Annotated in this window: 21 protein-coding genes and 3 tRNA genes; 11 read left to right on the top strand and 13 right to left on the bottom strand. The window is 32.6% G+C overall.

The window, feature by feature from the left end:
• From NLJ00_RS00180 to tgt, 10 genes are all read right to left on the bottom strand, one after another.
• On the bottom strand, positions 1 to 1,260 hold the full coding sequence (locus NLJ00_RS00180) for an asparagine synthetase B (protein ID WP_256635850.1): 1,260 nt from the start codon (positions 1,258 to 1,260) through the stop codon (positions 1 to 3).
• A gap of 343 nt (positions 1,261 to 1,603) precedes the next feature.
• Entirely contained in the window at positions 1,604 to 2,269 is a 666-nt protein-coding gene (locus NLJ00_RS00185) for a response regulator transcription factor (protein ID WP_053474266.1), read from the bottom strand.
• 111 nt (positions 2,270 to 2,380) lie between these two features.
• The gene (locus NLJ00_RS00190; protein ID WP_256635851.1) at positions 2,381 to 3,169 is read right to left on the bottom strand and encodes a sensor histidine kinase; all 789 of its coding nucleotides are present in this window, start codon (positions 3,167 to 3,169) and stop codon (positions 2,381 to 2,383) included.
• A 21-nt stretch (positions 3,170 to 3,190) separates the two neighbouring features.
• Positions 3,191 to 3,832: a hypothetical protein gene (locus NLJ00_RS00195; RefSeq protein ID WP_180859818.1), complete on the bottom strand. Its 642-nt coding sequence runs from the start codon at positions 3,830 to 3,832 to the stop codon at positions 3,191 to 3,193.
• Positions 3,833 to 3,849: 17 nt separating this feature from the next.
• On the bottom strand, positions 3,850 to 4,203 hold the full coding sequence (locus NLJ00_RS00200) for a hypothetical protein (protein WP_053474269.1): 354 nt from the start codon (positions 4,201 to 4,203) through the stop codon (positions 3,850 to 3,852).
• A gap of 187 nt (positions 4,204 to 4,390) precedes the next feature.
• Positions 4,391 to 5,935: a replicative DNA helicase gene (gene dnaB, locus NLJ00_RS00205; RefSeq protein ID WP_053474270.1), complete on the bottom strand. Its 1,545-nt coding sequence runs from the start codon at positions 5,933 to 5,935 to the stop codon at positions 4,391 to 4,393.
• Between the two features lie 140 nt (positions 5,936 to 6,075).
• Positions 6,076 to 7,029 (bottom strand): acetyl-CoA carboxylase carboxyltransferase subunit alpha, encoded by a 954-nt coding sequence (locus NLJ00_RS00210; RefSeq protein WP_256635852.1) that lies wholly within the window; start codon positions 7,027 to 7,029, stop codon positions 6,076 to 6,078.
• A 112-nt stretch (positions 7,030 to 7,141) separates the two neighbouring features.
• Positions 7,142 to 8,029, bottom strand: a complete 888-nt coding sequence (locus NLJ00_RS00215) for a DMT family transporter (protein ID WP_256635853.1) — start codon at positions 8,027 to 8,029, stop codon at positions 7,142 to 7,144.
• Positions 8,016 to 9,104: an LptF/LptG family permease gene (locus tag NLJ00_RS00220; protein ID WP_056201516.1), complete on the bottom strand. Its 1,089-nt coding sequence runs from the start codon at positions 9,102 to 9,104 to the stop codon at positions 8,016 to 8,018. The genes NLJ00_RS00215 and NLJ00_RS00220 overlap by 14 nt, the downstream gene beginning before the upstream one ends.
• 116 nt (positions 9,105 to 9,220) lie before the next feature.
• The gene (tgt, locus tag NLJ00_RS00225) at positions 9,221 to 10,351 is read right to left on the bottom strand and encodes a tRNA guanosine(34) transglycosylase Tgt (RefSeq protein ID WP_035649585.1); all 1,131 of its coding nucleotides are present in this window, start codon (positions 10,349 to 10,351) and stop codon (positions 9,221 to 9,223) included.
• A gap of 437 nt (positions 10,352 to 10,788) precedes the next feature.
• On the opposite strand from tgt, the gene NLJ00_RS00230 reads away from it, so the two are divergent.
• The 4 genes from NLJ00_RS00230 (at position 10,789) to NLJ00_RS00245 (ending at position 14,196) form a co-directional block, all read left to right on the top strand.
• On the top strand, positions 10,789 to 11,661 hold the full coding sequence (locus tag NLJ00_RS00230) for a polysaccharide deacetylase family protein (protein ID WP_256635854.1): 873 nt from the start codon (positions 10,789 to 10,791) through the stop codon (positions 11,659 to 11,661).
• A 116-nt stretch (positions 11,662 to 11,777) separates the two neighbouring features.
• Complete coding sequence (locus NLJ00_RS00235; RefSeq protein WP_180859822.1) at positions 11,778 to 12,080, top strand: hypothetical protein; 303 nt, start codon at positions 11,778 to 11,780, stop codon at positions 12,078 to 12,080.
• A gap of 239 nt (positions 12,081 to 12,319) precedes the next feature.
• On the top strand, positions 12,320 to 13,168 hold the full coding sequence (locus tag NLJ00_RS00240; protein ID WP_053474275.1) for a transketolase: 849 nt from the start codon (positions 12,320 to 12,322) through the stop codon (positions 13,166 to 13,168).
• Between the two features lie 74 nt (positions 13,169 to 13,242).
• On the top strand, positions 13,243 to 14,196 hold the full coding sequence (locus NLJ00_RS00245; RefSeq protein WP_256635855.1) for a transketolase family protein: 954 nt from the start codon (positions 13,243 to 13,245) through the stop codon (positions 14,194 to 14,196).
• 75 nt (positions 14,197 to 14,271) lie between these two features.
• Here NLJ00_RS00245 and NLJ00_RS00250 read toward each other — a convergent pair whose 3' ends face one another.
• Positions 14,272 to 15,405, bottom strand: coding sequence for an FKBP-type peptidyl-prolyl cis-trans isomerase (locus NLJ00_RS00250; protein ID WP_256635856.1), 1,134 nt, complete (start codon positions 15,403 to 15,405; stop codon positions 14,272 to 14,274).
• Positions 15,406 to 15,484: 79 nt separating this feature from the next.
• On the opposite strand from NLJ00_RS00250, the gene NLJ00_RS00255 reads away from it, so the two are divergent.
• Positions 15,485 to 15,874 (top strand): RNA-binding S4 domain-containing protein, encoded by a 390-nt coding sequence (locus NLJ00_RS00255; RefSeq protein ID WP_053474277.1) that lies wholly within the window; start codon positions 15,485 to 15,487, stop codon positions 15,872 to 15,874.
• A 190-nt stretch (positions 15,875 to 16,064) separates the two neighbouring features.
• The gene (locus NLJ00_RS00260) at positions 16,065 to 16,565 is read left to right on the top strand and encodes a phosphoribosyltransferase domain-containing protein (protein WP_256635857.1); all 501 of its coding nucleotides are present in this window, start codon (positions 16,065 to 16,067) and stop codon (positions 16,563 to 16,565) included.
• Here the strand turns inward: NLJ00_RS00260 and NLJ00_RS00265 are convergent.
• Positions 16,557 to 17,075 (bottom strand): shikimate kinase, encoded by a 519-nt coding sequence (locus NLJ00_RS00265; RefSeq protein ID WP_256635858.1) that lies wholly within the window; start codon positions 17,073 to 17,075, stop codon positions 16,557 to 16,559. The genes NLJ00_RS00260 and NLJ00_RS00265 overlap by 9 nt on opposite strands.
• Before the next feature lie 127 nt (positions 17,076 to 17,202).
• Between NLJ00_RS00265 and NLJ00_RS00270 the strand changes: the two genes are divergently transcribed.
• The 4 genes from NLJ00_RS00270 to NLJ00_RS00285 all read left to right on the top strand — a co-directional run bounded on the left by NLJ00_RS00270 (position 17,203) and on the right by NLJ00_RS00285 (position 18,849).
• Positions 17,203 to 17,275, top strand: a tRNA-Lys gene (locus tag NLJ00_RS00270).
• A gap of 40 nt (positions 17,276 to 17,315) precedes the next feature.
• Positions 17,316 to 17,388: transfer RNA gene (locus tag NLJ00_RS00275), tRNA-Lys, on the top strand.
• A 43-nt stretch (positions 17,389 to 17,431) separates the two neighbouring features.
• Positions 17,432 to 17,514: transfer RNA gene (locus tag NLJ00_RS00280), tRNA-Leu, on the top strand.
• A gap of 255 nt (positions 17,515 to 17,769) precedes the next feature.
• On the top strand, positions 17,770 to 18,849 hold the full coding sequence (locus NLJ00_RS00285) for a cell division protein ZipA C-terminal FtsZ-binding domain-containing protein (protein WP_256635859.1): 1,080 nt from the start codon (positions 17,770 to 17,772) through the stop codon (positions 18,847 to 18,849).
• 126 nt (positions 18,850 to 18,975) lie between these two features.
• Here the strand turns inward: NLJ00_RS00285 and NLJ00_RS00290 are convergent, their stop codons facing one another.
• Positions 18,976 to 19,302 (bottom strand): winged helix-turn-helix transcriptional regulator, encoded by a 327-nt coding sequence (locus NLJ00_RS00290; protein WP_180859828.1) that lies wholly within the window; start codon positions 19,300 to 19,302, stop codon positions 18,976 to 18,978.
• A gap of 156 nt (positions 19,303 to 19,458) precedes the next feature.
• Between NLJ00_RS00290 and NLJ00_RS00295 the strand changes: the two genes are divergently transcribed.
• Positions 19,459 to 20,157: a hypothetical protein gene (locus NLJ00_RS00295; RefSeq protein ID WP_256635860.1), complete on the top strand. Its 699-nt coding sequence runs from the start codon at positions 19,459 to 19,461 to the stop codon at positions 20,155 to 20,157.
• The last annotated feature ends 77 nt before the right edge of the window (positions 20,158 to 20,234 follow it).

The raw sequence follows: 20,234 nt of genomic DNA on the forward strand, positions 1-20,234 counted from the left end.
TTATGTTTTGAGCTTTTTCTTTTTTGCGGCAGGGAATAAAACGTTATTTAAGATTAAACGATATCCTGGAGAATTAGGATGTAAATCTAAAACAGTTGGCGGATCTCCAACCTGATGCTGAAAATCTTCGGGATCGTGGCCTCCAAAAAAGGTAAACATTCCTTTTCCCTTTTCTCCGTGAATGTATCTTGCTTCACCATTTAGTTCACAAGTTCCCATCACTAATACATTAGATTTCACCAAAGTTTCATTAAAAGAAGTCGTTTGTCCCATAAATCCTTTTACTAATTGGGTATGATTTTGACATAACATACTTGGAATTGGGTCCCATTTTGCAGAAAATTCCATTAAGGTGAAGTAATCTTTTTCCATTGGGACTCTTCTTTTACCTGTCATATCAATATCCGAAAACTCATAAACTTCTGGTCTTCGCTCTAAAATAAAGTCTTTGAATGCAAAAGAGTTTGCATAATTTAGTTTTGATTGATAATTAGATTCACTTGGATCTCCATCAAACATGGTTTCGCAAATATCTACACCATCTGCTGCAAGCGCAATATCAAAACTGTCAGTTGCTGAACACATGGCGAACATAAATCCACCGCCGATAACAAAATCTCTTATTTTTTTTGCTACTGCGCCTTTTTCCTGAGATACTTTAGAGTAACCCAATTTAGTTGCTAAAGCTTCTGCATCCTTTTTCTGCTCGATATACCAAGGTGTATTTTTATAAGCAGCATAAAACTTTCCATATTGTCCGGTAAAATCTTCGTGATGTAAATGCAGCCAATCATACAGTAATAATTGATCACTTAAAACTTCTTCATCATATATTGGGGTAAATGGAATTTCTGCATAAGTTAAAACCAAAGTTACAGCATCGTCCCAAGGTTGTTTTCCTTTTGGAGTGTAAACTGCAATTTTTGGAGCTTTTTCAAGAACAACTGATTCCATATTTTGAGATGGACTCGAAATATCATTTAAAATTGAGGCTTCTTCGCTATCTGAAAGTATCTCAAAGCTAACACCTCGAATTTTGCATTCTTTACGAATTTCATCAGCATCCGGCAATAAAAAGGAACCTCCGCGGTAATTAAGCAACCAACTAGCTTTGTAATCTCTGCTCAAACACCAATAGGTAATACCGTAAGCTTTTAAGTGATTTTGCTGCGTTGTTTCATCCATCGGGAGTAAAATAAACGAAGCTTTTGCATTAAAGGAAAGCAATAAAATGAAAATATAAACTAAACTTTTTTTCATCAAAAAATATTTTAAGTAAAGATATAAAGGAAGCTTATAAAATCACAATAGAAGACTAGTTTTATAATAATATAAAACTGTTAATTAACAAGAATACAAAAAAGTTGAAAGATTGAAATTTTGTAAAAAACAGGTAAAAATACGTAAACTATGACAACTTTTTCTGCCTAAATTTGGAATCTAAAATCGACCAAATTAATCGATTAAAATCAAACCAAATGAATTACAACCAAAATAATCAACCAAAAGAATTTAGCATAATGCAAAAAATAGGTATTTGTGTACTCGTTTTTACAATAATTGTTTATTATGTTTTATCCATTCAATTTTTAACAAGTTAAAATTATAATGTCAAAACAGCAATTTCATTTTGAATAGCATAAACAACTAAACCGGCAATATTTCGTGATTCTGTTTTTAGCAATAAATTATTACGATGTCCTTCTACAGTTCGCGGACTTAAAAAAAGATGTTCTGCTATCTCTGTAGTTGTTTTTTGCTGACAGATAAGCTGTAAAATTTCAATTTCACGCGGAGAAAGAAAACTTGTTTCAAGATTCCCTTTCGAGTTTTTAGAAGATACAATAGTTTCCTGAATAGTTTTTAATACATTTTCGTTGTAAAAAAATCCTTTTCTGTTAACTTCATTAATCGTTTTGATTAGATCTTTTGGAGTTGTGTTTTTAATGAGGTATGCCACTGCCCCAACCTGAATCATATTTGCAATAAATGATTTTGAATCATAGCTGGTCAGTGCTATAATTTTAATATCGGGAAAAGATTTTCGAATAATTTTTGTTGCTTCGACGCCATTTAAAACCGGCATTTTCAAATCCATGATAATGATATCTGGCTTGACATCATTATTTTGTAATTTGTTAACCAGCTCTTCACCGTTTGAAGCTTCAAAAATAATTTCAATATTGTCTTCTCTTTGCAATAAAAAAGCTATTCCTTTCCGAAACAATACTTCGTCATCGACTAAGGCGATTTTAATTACGGCATTCATTTTGTTTGTTTTTGGTCATTTGGTTTCCCGAAATTACAAAATATGAATTAATAATAACTACACAACCTTGTTTTATTGATCCTAAAGCATAATTATTTACTAAAATTTATATTAAAAGGTAAAAATTACAGCAATACCTTTATTTATTTCTGAATCTATTTTTATAGTTCCGTTTAAAAAGGAAACCCGGCTGTCAATATTTTTCATTCCAAGTCCTTTTTGATTTTCGCTATTTTTGCTGTCAAAACCAATTCCGTTATCTTCATAATAACAAGTATTTACTCCGTTATTATCTTTAAACGCAATCCAAATTTCTGTTGCTTTTCCATGTCGAAGCGAATTATTCATCAATTCCTGCAAAATTCTAAAAATGTGCAAATGACGATCAAGGTTATCATCAAAATCAATTTCATTTTTATAATAGGTTTTAACTGATTTACTGCTTTCAAATTCTTCACATAATTCTTCAACACCGGCATTTAATCCGAATTTCTCAAAAACCGGCGGTAATAAATTATGAGCAATTTTTCTGGAATTCTCTAAGGCCTTTGCCGTCAGGTTTATAATATTATCTGTGATCTCGATAGTTTCTGCTTCGGTTAAATTAGGTGCAGAAAGTAAATGCGTATTTAAAGAAACAATATTAAGTTTTGAACTTATATCATCGTGCAAATCTTGTGCAATACGTTTACGTTCTTCCTCTTGTGTCACTATAATGGCGTGAAGCTGTTCTTTTTGATACTGTAATACAAGATCTTTTTTCTCGAGTTCTTTCTGTATTATTTTTTTTCTGGAGAAATAGAAAAATATTATCAATACAACTGCTACAATTATAAAGAAAAGAGAGATATACAATATAATGGCAACAAGTTCTTTTTCAGGGATTGAATGGGTATTCATATCAAAATTCTATATTAAACATTAAGATTTTAAGTTAACCGAACTTTTGTAAAAACTTTTTATCCAATCGTATAAAATGAAAAACTGATAGATTAAAATTAAAAAAGCATTTAATATCCAGGTCAGATATTTAAGTTCGCTGCTAAGTCCTAAAGAAAAATTTCCAATTAAATACAACACTGTGCTTGCTAGTAAGTAAAAGACAAGACCTACGGTAGTATAATAATAACTTTTATTTTCTGTCAGCATATTATAAAAATGAAACAAGGCATAAATTACAATAAGCAGATTAGTCAAAGTAATTTCAAACAAATTAAACTTAAAAAACTCACTTGAATCTATATAAAATTGTATCGCTAAAACTAACAATGCTATGGTAAGGCTAATTTTTATAAATATTTTTTGGCTCTTTATCTGAGTTAGTGAATTATAAAAAATTCCAAGTAATATCATTTGTCCAATAAAGAACATATTGACAAAAATTAAATTCGTCATTCCAAGGTGATAGCATAGTTCCATACTAAATTGCATAGTAAAGCAAAAAGCTAAATAAGAGACAAAAAAAACATTAGCTTTTCCCTTTCGGAAAAAGCTATATGAATAGACTATTAGGTTTATTAATAAAACGGTATACGTCGAGTATATTAATAATTCTTCATTCATTTTTTATATGCTGAATATTAATATGGAGGACTAGGACGTGTGCCATCGAACACAATATCATCAGCAGATTCTGCTCTATTTTGCTGAGATGATGAATGCCCGTAAACATCTACATATTTACCCGTTTCTTTATCATATTGTGCACCAACAAAAAGTAAGGTTTTTTCTTGTTGATCATTGATACCAATATATGCACGAACAGCATCTGTATTTAGTGCAAGTACATTTTCTAAGCTTTCTCGTGGGATTAAAAAAGATTTTACTTTGTTTTCTCGGGTTTCGATTGTGGTATCATCCTCGTATCTTTTTTCCCATACTTCTGCAGTAGCCAACGGGATTTGGATTGGCCCCGGAAAGTTTTTTTCGCTCATAGTTTTTGAATTTTAATTAGTTAATAGTTTTAGAATTGTTTATGGTTTTGCTAATCTACCGAATTAATTTTTATGTAGAAATATTATTTTGTGAAATTATATATGGACGTGATTAATCGCTGAATAAAAAAAAATCTTTACAAGCTGGCTGCTCATAAAGATTTTTTTATTTAGAATTTTATTTAAATTAAAATGGAACATCACTGTCGTCATCGTCATCATTTAAATTGCTTCCAAAGGCTTCATTTGCCGAAGGAAGATTATTAGTTATAAACGGATTATCATCATGATTCATTTTTGATGGTAAATCATCATAACTACCCGAAAATTCATCAAGATTATCAAATTTTCCTAAGTGTCCTAAAAATTTCAAACGGATGTTTTCAATACCACCATTACGGTGTTTGGCTATCATAATTTCGGCCTGACCAGCTGTTGGCGAAGCCTCTTCATCATCCCATTCCTCAATTTTGTAATATTCTGGTCGGTATAAAAACGAAACGATATCGGCATCCTGTTCAATTGCTCCAGATTCACGAAGATCTGATAGCAACGGACGTTTACTAGAACCACGTGTTTCTACAGCACGCGACAGCTGAGAAAGTGCAATAACCGGGACGTTAAGTTCTTTTGCCAAAGCTTTTAAGTTTCGGGAAATTGTCGAAATTTCCTGCTCACGATTTCCTCCTCCTTTATTATTTCCTCCAGCAGTCATCAATTGCAAATAATCTATAATGATAATCTTAATACCATGCTGCGATGCTAAACGACGGCATTTTGCTCTTAAATCGAAAATAGAAAGTGAGGGTGTATCATCAATAAATAAAGGCGCTTTTTCTAAATCTTTCACTTTAGTACTCAACATTGTCCATTCATGAGCCTCTAATTTACCTGTACGTAATTTTTCTGATGACAATCCTGTTTCAGAAGAAATAAGCCTTGTAATTAACTGAACAGATGCCATCTCCAGAGAGAATAAAGCTACTGCATGCCCATATTGAATAGCAATATTTCTAGCCATAGAAAGTACAAATGCCGTTTTTCCCATCGCTGGTCTGGCCGCGATAATAATTAAATCACTCGGCTGCCATCCAGACGTTAGCTTATCCAGATTATGAAAACCAGTTTCTACACCACTTAATCCTTCTTTTTTAGAAATTTCTTCAATTTTCTTTTTAGCTTGTAAAACTAAACTTTGTGCAGTTTCAGAACTACGTTTAATATTTCCCTGTGTTACTTCGTATAATTTAGATTCCGCTTTATCTAATAAATCAAAAACATCTGCACTTTCATCATATGATTCTTCTATAATTTCTGAAGAAATTCTAATCAAACTTCTTTGAATAAATTTTTGAAGAATAATACGCGAGTGAAATTCGATATGCGCTGAAGAAGCAATTTTTTGAGTAAGCTGAATCAAATAAAAATCTCCACCTGCTAAATCCAACTTTCCGTTTTTCTTTAACTGAGTTGAAACTGTTAAGATATCGATTGGCTGAGTTTCGGTAAAAAGCTGTAAAATCGCTTCAAAAATATGTCGGTGTGCATCTTTGTAAAAAGCATCGGGCTGCAAAATATCAATTACATCGTCAACCCCCTTTTTATCAATCATCATTGCTCCCAACACAGCTTCCTCCAGATCAAGTGCTTGCGGTGGCAATTTCCCTTTCTCGAGATTAATAATAGTGGTTTTATCTACCTTTACAGGATTTACATTCTTGAAATTTTCCATATAGCGAAAGTAGCAAAATTTAAAAAAAATCTGCTATCTAGTTATAACTAATAATTGTTTATAAATAATCTTGATTTGTTGATAACCAAAAAAAAATCCGAAACCGCAGGGCTTCGGATTTTTAATCATATTATATGAATTTACTCTTTATACTCGCCCATGTTGCTGTATTTGTCCATTCTTTGGGCAATTAGCTCGGCTGTTGATAAGTCTTTCAATTCGTTATATCCTTTGGTAATGTATTCTGCCACTGTTTTAAAAGTAGTTTCGCGGTCGTAGTGCGCTCCGCCTAGTGGTTCAGGAATTACATCATCAACTAATTTTTGTTTTTTCATGTCAGAAGAAGTCAATTTTAAAGCATCTGCAGCACGTTCTTTGTACTCCCAGCTTTTCCATAAAATAGACGAACATGATTCTGGAGAAATTACAGAATACCAAGTATTCTCTAACATATAAACTTTATCTCCAACACCTATTCCTAAAGCTCCTCCAGAAGCACCTTCACCTACAATAATAGTAATGATTGGCACTTGTAAACGAACCATTTCGAAAATGTTTCTTGCAATAGCTTCTCCTTGTCCTCTTTCTTCCGCTTCAAGTCCCGGATATGCACCCGGAGTATCTACTAAAGTTAAAACCGGGATTCCGAATTTCTCTGCCATTTTCATCAAACGTAAAGCTTTACGGTATCCTTCCGGATTTGCCATACCAAAATTACGGTATTGACGTGTTTTTGTATTAAAACCTTTTTGCTGACCAACGATCATAAACGATTGCCCGTTTACTTTACCAAGACCACCAACCATTGCTTTATCATCTTTAAAACCTCTGTCTCCATGAAGTTCTAAGAATGTATCACCGCAAATTGCTCTGATATAGTCTAAAGTATAAGGTCTATTTGGATGTCTTGACAATTGTACACGCTGCCAAGCCGTAAGGTTTTTGTATATTTCTTTTTTAGTCTCTACTAATTTCTTGTTGATTTCTTTACATGTTGGCGTAACATCAACGTCAGATTCTTTTCCAATTATAACACACTTTTCTAACTGTTCTTCAAGTTCTTTTATTGGAAGCTCAAAATCTAAATATTCCATGGATTTTTGAATTTTGTTTTTAAATCGAATCGCAAATATAAAAATATTATACTATTCGTGTGATTATTTCGTGTTTAAAATGTAAAAATGTAATTTAAAAATAAGGCAAATACTACACTTTTTCTTTATTCTTATAATGTTTAAAAACACCATTTAAGATAACTGTAATAACAATTATTACAGCCCCTATGTAAAATTCGGTGCTCATTTTTTCCTTTCCACCCAAGATAAAATAAGCCAAAAGAATACCGTAAACCGGCTCTAAATTAGTGGTTAACATTACAGTGTAAGGGGTTAAACGCTGCATTACTTTTACCGAAGCGGTGAAGGCATAAGCCGTGCAGACAGAAGCCAAAATTAACAGCAAAATCCAGTTATTTAATGACATTACAAAAAAGTCTGCATTGAATTTTCCTATCACTAAAAAATAAATGGAGATAAAGAAAACGCCTGCACCAAATTCATAAAATGTAATAACTGAAGGTTCGTGATCTGAGATTAATTTTCCATTCATCAGCGTAAATAAAACCCCAAGAATTATCGAAATTAAGGCATAATAAACTCCTGTGAGATATTTAATTTCAACCTGTAATATCAATCCTAGTCCGGCAATAATGATTAATCCGAAGAAAACTTCGTACCATAAAATCTTTCTTCCGTAAAAAAGCGGTTCTAATAAAGACGCAAAAAAAGCGCCAAGCGAAAAAATCGACAATGTTATAGAAACATTTGATACGTGAATGGCTTTAAAAAAGAAAATCCAATGGAGTGCAATTAATAACCCAACGAAAATTAATTTAGCAAAAGATTGTGCTGATATTTTAAAAGACTGCTTTTTATAAAGAATAAATCCACCAAGAAAAATTCCGGCAATCAACATTCTAAACCACACTAAATTTTCGGCATCAATTGTAATTAAAGCTCCAAGAATAGCGGTAAATCCCCAAATAAAAACAATTAAATGAAGGTTTAAGTAACTTTTTAAATTATCGTTTCGCATTACGTAATAAGTAAACTGCCAAAATTCCAAAAACAATATTGGGGAACCAAACAGCTAATAAAGGTGAAAAAGTAGATTTTTCGGCAAGAGTACCAAATATTTTATCAAAGAATACAAATGAAAACGCAATTGCGATTCCAATTGCTAAATTCATTCCCATACCACCGCGGCGTTTCATTGCAGAAACGGATACTGCAATAATAGTCAGGATAAAGGCAGAAACCGGAATACTGTATTTTTTATAAAGAACTACTAAATAGGTATTGATGTTTCCTGAACCTCTTTTTCTTTCTTTCTCAATAAAATCAATTAATTTGCCTAAAGTCAATGTTTCTGCTATATAAACAACAGGCGTTAAATCAGCAAGTTCAAACTTAAATTTTATTTTTTTCTCAGGTTCTTTTTCAATTACATCATTTAAATCAGCTAGAGTTCTTTTTGTATAATCATACAAAATATAGGTTTTTAATTTCGGGTCCCATTTAATACGGCTTGCTGTAATTTTATACGTTAGTTTATCTTTTTCAAAATGCTCTAACGTAAAATTAAACGCTGTTTTAGACTCTTCATTAAAACTGTTTACAAAAATAAAATCATGATCATTGATCTGTCTGTAAACATTGGTGTTTTCACCCCGCATGAGTTCCTTTCCATTTCCTTTCAAATAAGTATACCTAAAATTATTATACCCTTCACTTGCAGCCGGAACAATAAAAAATCCCATCAGCAAAACGAAAATCGAAACGATTGTTGCACCTATGATATAAGGACGTAAGAAGCGCGTAAATGAAATTCCTGAACTTAAAATTGCAATAATCTCTGTATTATTTGCCAGTTTTGAAGTAAACCAGATTACCGATAAAAACAAAAATATCGGAAATAAAGAGTTTATAAAATAGATCGTAAAATTGTAATAATAGAACGCGATATCCATAAATGGAATCTTGTTTTCGAGCATCTTATTTACTTTTTCAGAAACGTCAATTACGATTCCAATTGGCGCAAACAAAAGCAGCATCACAGAGAAAGTTCCGAGATATCTTTTTAAGATGTATTTATCTATTATTGACAGCATATAGTTTTTGTTTTTGTTGTTTCAGGTTTGCTTCGCCAATTCGGCGTTGCCTCGGGTCATGTTTCAAGTTCTGTAGAACGTGAAACATGAAACCTGAAACTTGAAACTCTTTTTTTTTAAAGTCTTTGACTCATATTTTTAACCATCATTTCTTTCCATGGTCTAAAATCGCCTGCTAAGATATGTTTTCTAGCTTCACGAACCAACCACATATAGAAACCAAGATTATGAATTGTGGCAATTTGTTTTCCTAAATATTCGTTAGCGGCAAATAAGTGGCGTAAATATGCTTTTGTGTATTCTGTATCTACAAAAGTATGCCCCATTTCATCAATAGGAGAAAAATCAGCTTCCCACTTTTTGTTTTTGATATTGATTGTTCCGTTTGCCGTAAACAACATACCGTTTCTTGCATTACGTGTTGGCATAACACAGTCAAACATATCTATTCCTAATGCAATGTTTTCTAATATATTAATAGGAGTTCCTACTCCCATTAAATAACGAGGTTTATCTTCCGGAAGAATCTCGCAGACAACTTCGGTCATTGCATACATTTCTTCTGCAGGTTCTCCTACTGATAATCCTCCAATTGCATTTCCCTGTTGCCCAGAATTAGCAATATATTCGGCTGACTGACGACGCAAATCTTTATAAGTACTTCCCTGAACAATTGGAAAAAAGGTCTGCTCGTAACCGTATTTATAAGGAACTTTTTCTAAATGATTAATACAGCGGTCCAGCCAGCGGTGTGTCATGTGCATTGATCTTTGTGCGTATCTGTAATCGCAAGGATAAGGCGTACATTCGTCAAAAGCCATAATAATATCGGCTCCAATAGTACGCTGAATTTCCATTACATTTTCCGGAGTAAAAAAGTGGTAAGAACCGTCAATATGCGATTTAAACTTCACTCCTTCTTCTTTAATTTTTCTGTTTGAAGAAAGAGAATAAACCTGATATCCACCCGAATCTGTCAAAATATTACGATCCCAATTCATGAATTTATGCAATCCTCCTGCTTTTTCAAGAATTTCTGTCTGCGGACGTAAATATAAATGGTACGTATTTCCCAGAATAATATCCGGATTTATATCGTCTTTTAATTCACGCTGATGCACTCCTTTTACCGAAGCCACTGTTCCAACAGGCATAAAAATAGGCGTTTCGATTACGCCGTGATCAGTAGTTATACTTCCCGCTCTTGCTTTAGACTGCGGATCTTTTTGTAATAAATCAAACTTCATGTGTTTCTTTTTTCAGTCGGCAAAGATAAGTTAATTTCAGGGAAATTTAATTAATTAGATAATTTGTCCATTATAAAATTGAGTTAATTCAAAAACAAAACTTCTAACCACATTATGTATAACATTTAACTTCTATTGGGCGTTCCCTTCGGTCGGGCTATCCGCTATATCTTTTGTTCCAGAAAAACTCATTGTTAATTAAGCCCAAACATTTGTCACAAAAGGATGTCGCTTCTATCCCTAACGCAAAAAAGACGTGACCGTTACACGAGAAATTTTTAAATTTGAATAGTATTAAAAATTCTTTGAAGAACAAAAAATTCAACATTGTCAGGCTGAGGAAAGTCGAAGCGCTCACAAAGCAGAGCCATCAAACAAAAAACAAAACCTGTTTAAAGCCATGAAAACCCGTGTGCCATTAACTCAAACAAAATAAAATGAATTTAGCTCAAAAACTTGGATATCCTGAAAACTCAAAACTATTAATCATTCATGCGGATGATGCCGGATTATCACATTCCGAAAATCAGGCAACGATTAAAGCACTTCAAAACGGATCTGTAAACTCATATAGTATAATGGTACCTTGCCCGTGGTTTTATGAAATGGCAGTATTTGCGAAAAGCAATCCAAATTATGATTGCGGAATACATTTGACATTAACTTGCGAATGGGAAAATTATAAATTCGGACCTGTTCTTCCAGTTTCTGAAGTTCCGGGTTTAGTCGATCAAAACGGTTATTTTTATAAAACCAGAAAGGATTTTAAAGAAAATGCAAAACCTTCTGAAATCAAAAAAGAACTAATCGCCCAAATTGAAAAAGCTTTGCAATTTGGTATTCAGCCTACACATCTTGACTCGCATATGTGCAGTGTTGGCGTAACTCCAGAAATTTTAGATATTTATAAAGAACTCGGAAAAACATACAATTTACCTGTTTTCATCAATAAAGATTTTGTAGAATCCATTAGTTTATCTGATGAAAAATATGATTTTGAGAATACTCTTTTAGCAGACAATCTTTTAATTGGATATTATAATGATTTCGAAAAAGGAGAACTTAAAAAATCTTACGAAAAAGCTTTAGACAGTATTACTACAGGATTTAATGTTTTCCTGCTTCATCCTGCTTTTGATGATTTTGAAATGCAGGGGATTACTGTAAATCATCCCAATTTTGGTTCAGAATGGCGTCAAATTGATTTTGATTATTTTACAAGCGATGAATGCAAAACGAAATTAAAAGAAAACGGAATTCAATTAATTACCTGGAAAGAGATTGGACAATTAGATGATTTGTCAATTTAGACAATGAGATAATTTTCTATTTTAATGTGAATATTACAATATCCTGTTATTAAAAGTATAAGAAGCAAAAATCATTGATTTCATAACTTTATAAAAAATATTAAAATAAAGAAATCATGATAAACTCAGAAGAAAAATTAGATCAAATCAGGGATGAACAAATTGAAAGAAATCTGGAAAACCTGGATTATCCGGCAAATGAAGATATTTACAATCAGGAAGATAAATTAGAAGATATTGACCCGGAAGGCATTTCTGGCGAAAGAATCATTAATCAGGACAATCATGAATGGAAACAAAATAGTGATAAACTTGGAAATGATCTTGATGTTCCGGGTTCTGAACTTGATGATGATCAGGAAGAAATAGGTTCAGAAGACGAAGAAAATAATTTCTACAGCGAGGGCGATAATAATTAGCTTTATATCGTTCGATTATTCCAAAAGCTCCTTAAGGGGCTTTTTTTGTTTAGCAAATTACTGGAAATCATAACATCTAAAATGTGGAATTTAAAAATTCTAAACCAAATTGGCTTTTTTTTTAAGATTAATAAAAAAAGAAACAGAATTTAACAATTGTGATAAACTAAAGCAGAAAATCATTTGTCTCCCCGCAAAATAACGATTACTTTTGCAACAGTTTAACTTTTACATATAAAATGAAGCCTAACACACAACAATTAAGCGATTTAACGATCCAAGTAAGAAGAGATATTCTTAGAATGGTACATGCTGTAAACTCTGGCCACCCAGGTGGATCACTAGGTTGTACTGAATTTTTGGTTACACTATACCAAAATATTATGGACCGCAAAGAAGGTTTTGATATGAACGGAATTGGAGAAGATCTTTTCTTCCTTTCTAATGGGCATATTTCTCCAGTTTTTTATAGCGTATTAGCACGTAGCGGTTATTTCCCTGTTTCAGAACTTGCAACTTTCAGATTATTAAACTCACGTTTACAAGGACACCCTACAACTCACGAAGGGTTACCTGGAGTTCGTATAGCTTCTGGTTCGTTAGGACAAGGTTTATCTGTAGCTCTTGGAGCAGCTCAAGCTAAAAAATTAAATGGAGACAATCATTTAATTTATTCTTTACACGGAGACGGAGAATTACAAGAAGGTCAAAACTGGGAAGCTATCATGTATGCTTCTGCTAAAAAAGTAGACAACATAATTTCGACAATTGACCTTAACGGAAAACAAATTGATGGTACAACTGACGAAGTTTTACCAATGGGAAGTATCCGTGCTAAATTTGAAGCTTTTGGCTGGGATGTTCTCGATATCGAAAAAGGAAACGACATTGATGCAATTCTTGCAGGTTTAAATGATGCAAAATCAAGAACAGGAAAAGGTAAACCAGTTTGCATTTTACTACATACTGAAATGGGTAATGGTGTTGATTTTATGATGCATACTCATGCATGGCATGGTAAAGCACCAAACAACGACCAGTTAGCAGGTGCTTTAGGTCAAAACATCTCAACTTTAGCAGACTATTAAAAACCAGCTTTAAGCTTTAAGCAGTATGCTTTATGCCTATTGCCTACAGCCTATTGCGTACAGCAAAATATAAAATGAAAAAATACGAAAATACAGGAAGTAAAGATACTCGTTCTGGTTTTGGAGCGGGAATGACTGAACTAGGTCAAAAAAATGAAAATGTAGTAGCACTTTGTGCAGATTTAATTGGATCATTAAAATTTGACGATTTCAAGAAAAATCACCCGGAGCGTTTTTTCCAAATTGGTATTGCAGAAGCAAACATGATTGGTATCGCTGCAGGTTTAACAATTGGAGGAAAAATTCCATTTACTGGAACTTTCGCTAACTTTTCAACAGGAAGAGTTTACGACCAAATTCGTCAATCTGTTGCTTATTCAGACAAAAACGTAAAAATCTGTGCTTCTCACGCTGGTTTAACATTAGGAGAAGATGGTGCAACGCACCAAATCTTAGAAGATATTGGATTAATGAAAATGTTACCGGGAATGACTGTAATCAATACTTGCGATTACAATCAAACTAAAGCTGCAACATTAGCATTAGCAGATCATCATGGTCCTGCTTATTTACGTTTCGGTCGTCCGGTTGTGCCTAACTTCACTCCTGCTGACGAACCATTCGTAATTGGAAAAGCAATTTTATTAAACGAAGGAACTGATGTTACTATTATTGCAACAGGGCACTTGGTTTGGGAAGCTCTTATTGCTGCTGAAGCTCTTGAAGCAAAAGGAATTTCTGCTGAAGTAATCAACATTCATACTATTAAACCACTTGACGAAGAAGCTATCCTTAAATCGGTTGCTAAAACAAGATGCGTGGTTACTGCTGAAGAGCACAACTACCTTGGAGGTTTAGGAGAAAGCGTTTCTGGAGTATTAGCTTTAAACAATCCAACTCCGCAAGAATTTGTAGCAGTACAAGATAGTTTTGGTGAATCTGGAACTCCAGAGCAATTAATGGAAAAATACAAATTAAACAATCAAGCAATTGTTGAAGCTGTAGAAAGAGTTATTAAAAGAAAATAATTTTTAGTTTTCTTACTTTATAAAAATAAAAAACCTCGAAAGTGATTTCGAGGTTTTTTTATGTCTTATATTTTATTATTTCTTTTGATAAGGATACGATTTATCCAAATGAATTCTTAATCTTCCTGCAGCTGTATAATCTGCTGGTAAAAAACTTTTAGGATTATCAATTGATTCTGGCTGCCCTTCAGTTTTAAGAGGACCAGTTGGTCTTCTAGGAATTCCTCTTGGCTCCGTTTCGTCTGTATTTGGCGTACTTGGATTGTCTACAACAGGATCAAAAGGATAATACGTACTTGAACCATTAAATACTCCATCTACCCAGCCAATATGGTTTGTTGGTTTTGTAATTTCGTAGTAAGTAGAATAACCATCTCCATCATCATCAGTATCTACACAATCCGGAACACCATCTTTGTCTGTATCATCTGCCACCATTGTTGCCGGCGGAGTTGGATATCTTGCAGTATCTCTAAAATCATAAATATACCCATCTCCATTTAAATCTTCCTGATAATCAAAAACACCATCAAAATCATGATCTAATCTTTGAAGGCTGAACAATTTAAAACTAAACACTAAAGGTGAATAAGCCGGAATAGCATCTTGTCCTGAACCATAATATCCTAATCCGGAAGGTAAAAACATTACTCCCGCACCAAAATCTGTATATGTTATTGTACCATCAGGACCCGGAGCGCTAGGTGTACCTGTTTTAAACTGAGGGAAAATTTCGCCCCATCCATCAATTACAGATTGTGCTGCATACAAATACAATTCAAAACTTCTTCCTACACCATAAGAAGAATCAAATACAGTCCCGTCTAGCAAACTTCCTGTATAGGAAGCAAAAACTTTGTCCGTATTTGTTGGAGAATCTCCACTACCTTTATTTAAAGATAAGTAATACACTTTATAAGTAACATCGTGATTATAAACATCTCTGGATAGTAAAGGATATACTGTTTGATTCATGATTGAAGTTTGTGTTCCTCCTGCCGGAATTTTTTCAATCGTTATATCAAAATTAGCCGTTACTTCTTTTATATAATGAGTATTTAAATATTTAACAATAGAATCGTTGTCAGCTTTATATTGTTCTTTATAATCTCTCAAAGGAACTGTTTCCGGATCATCATGGTCTTTACTACAAGAAACTACAGCTATAACTGCAATTAATAAAATAAAATAATATTTAAATTTATTCATTATTGTTAATTTTTTAGGTGCGCAAGATACAATATTGATTTATTTTTGTAAAGAATTTAACTTGGATTTTAGAAAAATTATGAGAATAGATAAATACTTATGGTGCGTGCGTTATTATAAGACCAGAAACATGGTAACTGAGGCTTGTAAAAAGAACCATGTTACGGTAAATGGGCAAGTTGCAAAACCATCTAAAGAAGTTTTTCCTACTGATAGAATTACTTTTAGAAAAGATCAAATTACACAAATTATAACCGTACTCGATATTCCGGAAAGTCGTGTGGGAGCTAAACTTGTTGACATTTACCGTAAGAATGAAACCCCTGCAGAAGCTTACGAACATTTAGAGTTATTAAAACTCTCCAAAGAACATTATCGTAAAGCCGGAACCGGAAGACCGACTAAAAAAGACCGAAGAGATATTGACGATTATGGAAGCGATTTTATTGATGAAGAAGAAACGGAGTAAATTTCAATTTTTAAATTCCAAAACTTTATAAAAACACAAAAATTCAAATTGCAAATCCCAAACACTCTAAAATCAAAAGCTCAACATTGGAATTTGGGATTTAAAAAATTTGGAATTTCCTTTATAAAAATTGGAATTTGGATTTTTTATATTGGAATTTAAATTAGTTATATTAGCAAAAAAATAAATCATGAGCAAAAACATCATCTTAAACAATCAGGAAATCGAACACAAAATAAAACGTATCGCTTATCAAATTTACGAGACGTTTGTAGACGAAGAAGAAGTTGTAATTGCCGGAATTGCTTCCAGCGGTTCTGTTTTTGCTCAAAAAATTGCTTCGGTGTTAAGCGACATATCTACTCTAAAAATTTCTCTATGCGAAGTACGAGTTGACAAACAAAATCCGCAGCTGCCTATTCAGACTTCTTTAACTGCAGAAGAATATTCTAATAAAGGATTAGTCCTGGTTGATGATGTCCTAAATTCAGGAACAACATTAATCTACGCTGTTCGTCATTTTCTGGACGTTCCGCTTAAAAAATTCAAAACTGCAGTACTTGTAGACCGAAATCATAAAAAATACCCTGTAAAAGCCGATTTTAAAGGAATTTCTTTATCTACATCTTTATTAGAGCACGTTCAGGTTGTTTTTGATGAAAACGGAGACAATTACGCCTTTCTAAGCTAAGATTTCTAAAATATCATCAACTGTTTCATCGACGGTTTTATTATCTACCACAACTTTGTGTTGTGCGTGATTGTAATAAAAACTTCTGTCGAATAAATGCTTTGCGATAAATTCTTTCATTTCTTCCTCATCCATATTCGCAATTAAAGGACGTTTACTTTTATTGTGAACTAATCTATTATATAAAGTCTCTATTGAAGCTTTTAAATATATAGATGTAATATCCTCTCTTTGCAATAATAAATGATTATTTGCATAACAAGGAGTTCCTCCGCCTAAACCAATAATGGTGTTTTCTGAAGATTGCAGCAATTCTAGAAACATTTCGTGTTCTAATTTTCTAAAATAAATCTCTCCATGTTGTTCGAAAATCTCATTTATGGACAAATTTGCTTTTTTTTCGATACATTTATCTAAATCTAAAAATGGAATATTTGTAATTTTTGAAAGGTTTTGGGCAATTGTTGACTTTCCGCAGCCCATATAACCTAATAAGACGATTTTTTTCATTCTAATAAAACACTATAAATTAGGGGATTGTAAATTTTGTTTAAAAAAAGACAAATTTATAATAAAATTGCTTGCAATTAATAAAATAAACTCCTTATATTTGCACCCGCATTCAAGAAACGAATATGACTCGATAGCTCAGTCGGTAGAGCACATCACTTTTAATGATGGGGTCCTGGGTTCGAGCCCCAGTCGGGTCACAAAATTTGTGATTAACAAAATAAGTTTCTTGAAAGCAATGACTCGATAGCTCAGTCGGTAGAGCACATCACTTTTAATGATGGGGTCCTGGGTTCGAGCCCCAGTCGGGTCACAAAAAGGTCGAGTATTAATTTACTTGACCTTTTTTGCATTTAGGCCATGTGGAGAAACGGTAGACTCGCCATCTTGAGGGGGTGGTGCTCGCAAGGGCGTGAGGGTTCAAATCCCTCCATGGTCACTTTAAAAAAAGGAAAAGCCTGAGAAAAGATTCTCAGGCTTTTTTTATGTCTCGAAAATTCTTTCGAGATTTTTTCTTTTTGCGAAATCAGTATTCATGATAATTTTTTAAATTCCATCGAGATCTTTCAATTTTTAAATCTAACTTTTACTTTAATACTATAGAGTTAATATAATTCTTAACTTCGTCTTCATCTTTTGTTTCGACATCCAACGTTACGAAATAGATTCTCAAACAAAAAAAACAATGAACAGAATGACAATCTACATTATTGCAGGTCTTTTATTAGTGGGGTTTATCGCTTATTCTTTTCTGAAGTCAAATTCAGAATCGGAACATGATAAATATTTTATGTCAACTCAATCTCAAAGTAAAGAAAGAATCAAAGATTTAAATCTTGATAAGCCATCAGAAGATGCTACTTATATATTAGACACAACAAAGCTATCATTTCACAATATACCTGTTGAAGATGGAAGTATTGAATATAAAGCAGATCCAAATAAAGATTGGATCATTAATTTAATACCTTTAAATGGTGAAAATTTTAAGAAAGAAGACTTTTCTAAAATGTTTGACTATGATTGGAGAACTAATTTTCAATCTACTATTTATGGTTTTTCGCCTGAAGACAACAAGTGGACTTTTGCTAACGCGGGAGGAACACCAGAAATATATAGTAAACTACAAGTAGCAATTGATGTTCAGGGAATATTTAATGAGCAAAATCCAGAATACACACCCAAAAAACTTGAACGATATATTGTTGAACTTGAAAAAAGAATTAAAAAATATCCAACCAAAATAAGACTTGAACAAAGTGAATCTATAGAAAGTGCTATTCAAAAAGCTAAAGAGCTTGTAAGTATTTATAATGAATTTAATATAAATATGATAATTGTATTACAAAGTAACAAGCAGTTTGATGGTCTTAAAACTTGGGACACTCTTCAAAGTGTCGGACTAAGCTGGGGTGATGGAGACTTATTTCATTGGAGTAACAATACAGATTATGGCCATGACCAATATTTTAGTGTATGGACAACAACAGAGCCTGGATATTTTTTGCCCGAAGAAATTAAAGATGGTAACATGAATCCTCAAAATTTGATTTTTGGTTTCTCTGTACCAAGAAGCGCAGATCCTAAGAATGTTTTTGAAGTTATGTTAAGTGCAGCGGAATATTGCCAGAAACGTTTAGGTGGGAAAATCTTAGACAAAGACATGAACCCTATTAATGTTACAAACGAAAGAAATAAAATAAATGAACTTGTAAAGAAAATGAATAATCGAGGAATAAAAGCGGGTTCTGACAAAGCATTAACAATGTTCTAGATTTAGGATACACACTATAAATACTTATTTATAATAAAAACGCCTTATTTAAAGGCGTTTTTATTGTTTTTTATACTATTTTATATTTCCGCATCAGTAAGTAAAACTAAATCAAAAACAATTGAATCATTTATTCAAACCCATTTGCTTTTCTCCCCAAATTCTCATTTGATTGATAAAAGGAATTAATTCTTGTCCATTTTCAATAAGCGTATATTCAACACGAGGCGGAACTTCGGGATAAACCTTTCTTGAAATCAGCTCATCAGCTTCTAACTCTTTGAGTGTTTGGGTAAGCATTTTTGGCGTTATGCCTTCAACAGCTTTTTTCAATTCACCATATCTCATCAAACCATCTTTTAAATACCACAAAATTCTTCCTTTGTATTTCCCGCCTATTCTTTGAAAAGCATAATCAACCGGGCAATATACTTTAATATTTCTTTTCTCCATTATTATTTCATTATATAAAATACTAATAATCAACAATAGTATACTTTTAGAACCTAAAGAACTAAAATGTACGTACTTGCGATAAAGATATTAAATTACTTTATTTGTTAAGACCTTTAGAAGAAAATGGCAGCAATTAATTATACATAAACCAATATGAGTAATCTAACCCAACAAAATTCAGAAAACATAAAAGTATTAGAAATTCGGAATTATTTATTAAAACCAAATTTGACCAATAAGTTTCGCGATTATTTTCATTCGAAATTTGTTACGCCAATGAACGAATTAGGCGGTTACACATTGGGAGAATTCAAAATTGAAAACATAAACGACCGATTTGTTTGGTTTCGTGGTTTTACTGATATGAAAACAAGATTAGAATTCCTGAATGATTTTTATATCAATAGCACAACCTGGAAAGAATATGGCAAAGCAGCAAACGAGATGATGATAAACTCTGATAATGTTTATTTGTTGCGACCGTTAAAAAAAGAAATCAATAGTGGGTTGCTGAAAACGGATAAAACATTCAGCGTTGTTGATTTTTATATTTGCAACAACACACTTGAAAAGGTTATTGAACTATTTGAAACTACGTATATTCCTTTTCTTAAAAATTTAAAAATAGAAGATATAACACTTTGGGTAAGCGAAATGGCTGAAAATGATTTCCCAAGATTACCTGTTTTTCAAGATAAGAACCTTTTAGTGAGTATTACACATTACAAAGATAAAAATGAGTTTTATGCCAAACAAAAGGGAATTGATGCTATGCCGGCTGATTTAAAAAATTCGATGCAAGAATTAATAACCATTCAGAATCAATTAGTTCTTTTGAATTTGGACAGCTAAATAGAAATTTATCAATTTCAAGATTTCTTTTACTTCACAAAAGCTGATAACAACAAATTACAATTTCTTGTATAAAC

Source organism: Flavobacterium panici, from assembly GCF_024499525.1.
GTDB lineage: Bacteria > Bacteroidota > Bacteroidia > Flavobacteriales > Flavobacteriaceae > Flavobacterium > Flavobacterium panici.

What these genes read in the sequence shown, in the direction of transcription:
- NLJ00_RS00255 (WP_053474277.1), top strand. Translation starts at nt 15,485, where the DNA reads ATGAGAATAGATAAATACTTATGGTGCGTGCGTTATTATAAGACCAGA.
- tgt (WP_035649585.1), bottom strand. Translation starts at nt 10,351, where the DNA reads ATGAAGTTTGATTTATTACAAAAAGATCCGCAGTCTAAAGCAAGAGCG.
- NLJ00_RS00240 (WP_053474275.1), top strand. Translation starts at nt 12,320, where the DNA reads ATGAAGCCTAACACACAACAATTAAGCGATTTAACGATCCAAGTAAGA.
- NLJ00_RS00265 (WP_256635858.1), bottom strand. Translation starts at nt 17,075, where the DNA reads ATGAAAAAAATCGTCTTATTAGGTTATATGGGCTGCGGAAAGTCAACA.
- NLJ00_RS00185 (WP_053474266.1), bottom strand. Translation starts at nt 2,269, where the DNA reads ATGAATGCCGTAATTAAAATCGCCTTAGTCGATGACGAAGTATTGTTT.
- NLJ00_RS00245 (WP_256635855.1), top strand. Translation starts at nt 13,243, where the DNA reads ATGAAAAAATACGAAAATACAGGAAGTAAAGATACTCGTTCTGGTTTT.
- NLJ00_RS00200 (WP_053474269.1), bottom strand. Translation starts at nt 4,203, where the DNA reads ATGAGCGAAAAAAACTTTCCGGGGCCAATCCAAATCCCGTTGGCTACT.
- NLJ00_RS00260 (WP_256635857.1), top strand. Translation starts at nt 16,065, where the DNA reads ATGAGCAAAAACATCATCTTAAACAATCAGGAAATCGAACACAAAATA.
- NLJ00_RS00235 (WP_180859822.1), top strand. Translation starts at nt 11,778, where the DNA reads ATGATAAACTCAGAAGAAAAATTAGATCAAATCAGGGATGAACAAATT.
- NLJ00_RS00190 (WP_256635851.1), bottom strand. Translation starts at nt 3,169, where the DNA reads ATGAATACCCATTCAATCCCTGAAAAAGAACTTGTTGCCATTATATTG.
- NLJ00_RS00285 (WP_256635859.1), top strand. Translation starts at nt 17,770, where the DNA reads ATGACAATCTACATTATTGCAGGTCTTTTATTAGTGGGGTTTATCGCT.
- NLJ00_RS00195 (WP_180859818.1), bottom strand. Translation starts at nt 3,832, where the DNA reads ATGAATGAAGAATTATTAATATACTCGACGTATACCGTTTTATTAATA.
- NLJ00_RS00230 (WP_256635854.1), top strand. Translation starts at nt 10,789, where the DNA reads ATGAATTTAGCTCAAAAACTTGGATATCCTGAAAACTCAAAACTATTA.
- NLJ00_RS00250 (WP_256635856.1), bottom strand. Translation starts at nt 15,405, where the DNA reads ATGAATAAATTTAAATATTATTTTATTTTATTAATTGCAGTTATAGCT.
- NLJ00_RS00210 (WP_256635852.1), bottom strand. Translation starts at nt 7,029, where the DNA reads ATGGAATATTTAGATTTTGAGCTTCCAATAAAAGAACTTGAAGAACAG.
- NLJ00_RS00220 (WP_056201516.1), bottom strand. Translation starts at nt 9,104, where the DNA reads ATGCTGTCAATAATAGATAAATACATCTTAAAAAGATATCTCGGAACT.
- NLJ00_RS00295 (WP_256635860.1), top strand. Translation starts at nt 19,459, where the DNA reads ATGAGTAATCTAACCCAACAAAATTCAGAAAACATAAAAGTATTAGAA.
- NLJ00_RS00215 (WP_256635853.1), bottom strand. Translation starts at nt 8,029, where the DNA reads ATGCGAAACGATAATTTAAAAAGTTACTTAAACCTTCATTTAATTGTT.
- NLJ00_RS00290 (WP_180859828.1), bottom strand. Translation starts at nt 19,302, where the DNA reads ATGGAGAAAAGAAATATTAAAGTATATTGCCCGGTTGATTATGCTTTT.
- NLJ00_RS00180 (WP_256635850.1), bottom strand. Translation starts at nt 1,260, where the DNA reads ATGAAAAAAAGTTTAGTTTATATTTTCATTTTATTGCTTTCCTTTAAT.
- dnaB (WP_053474270.1), bottom strand. Translation starts at nt 5,935, where the DNA reads ATGGAAAATTTCAAGAATGTAAATCCTGTAAAGGTAGATAAAACCACT.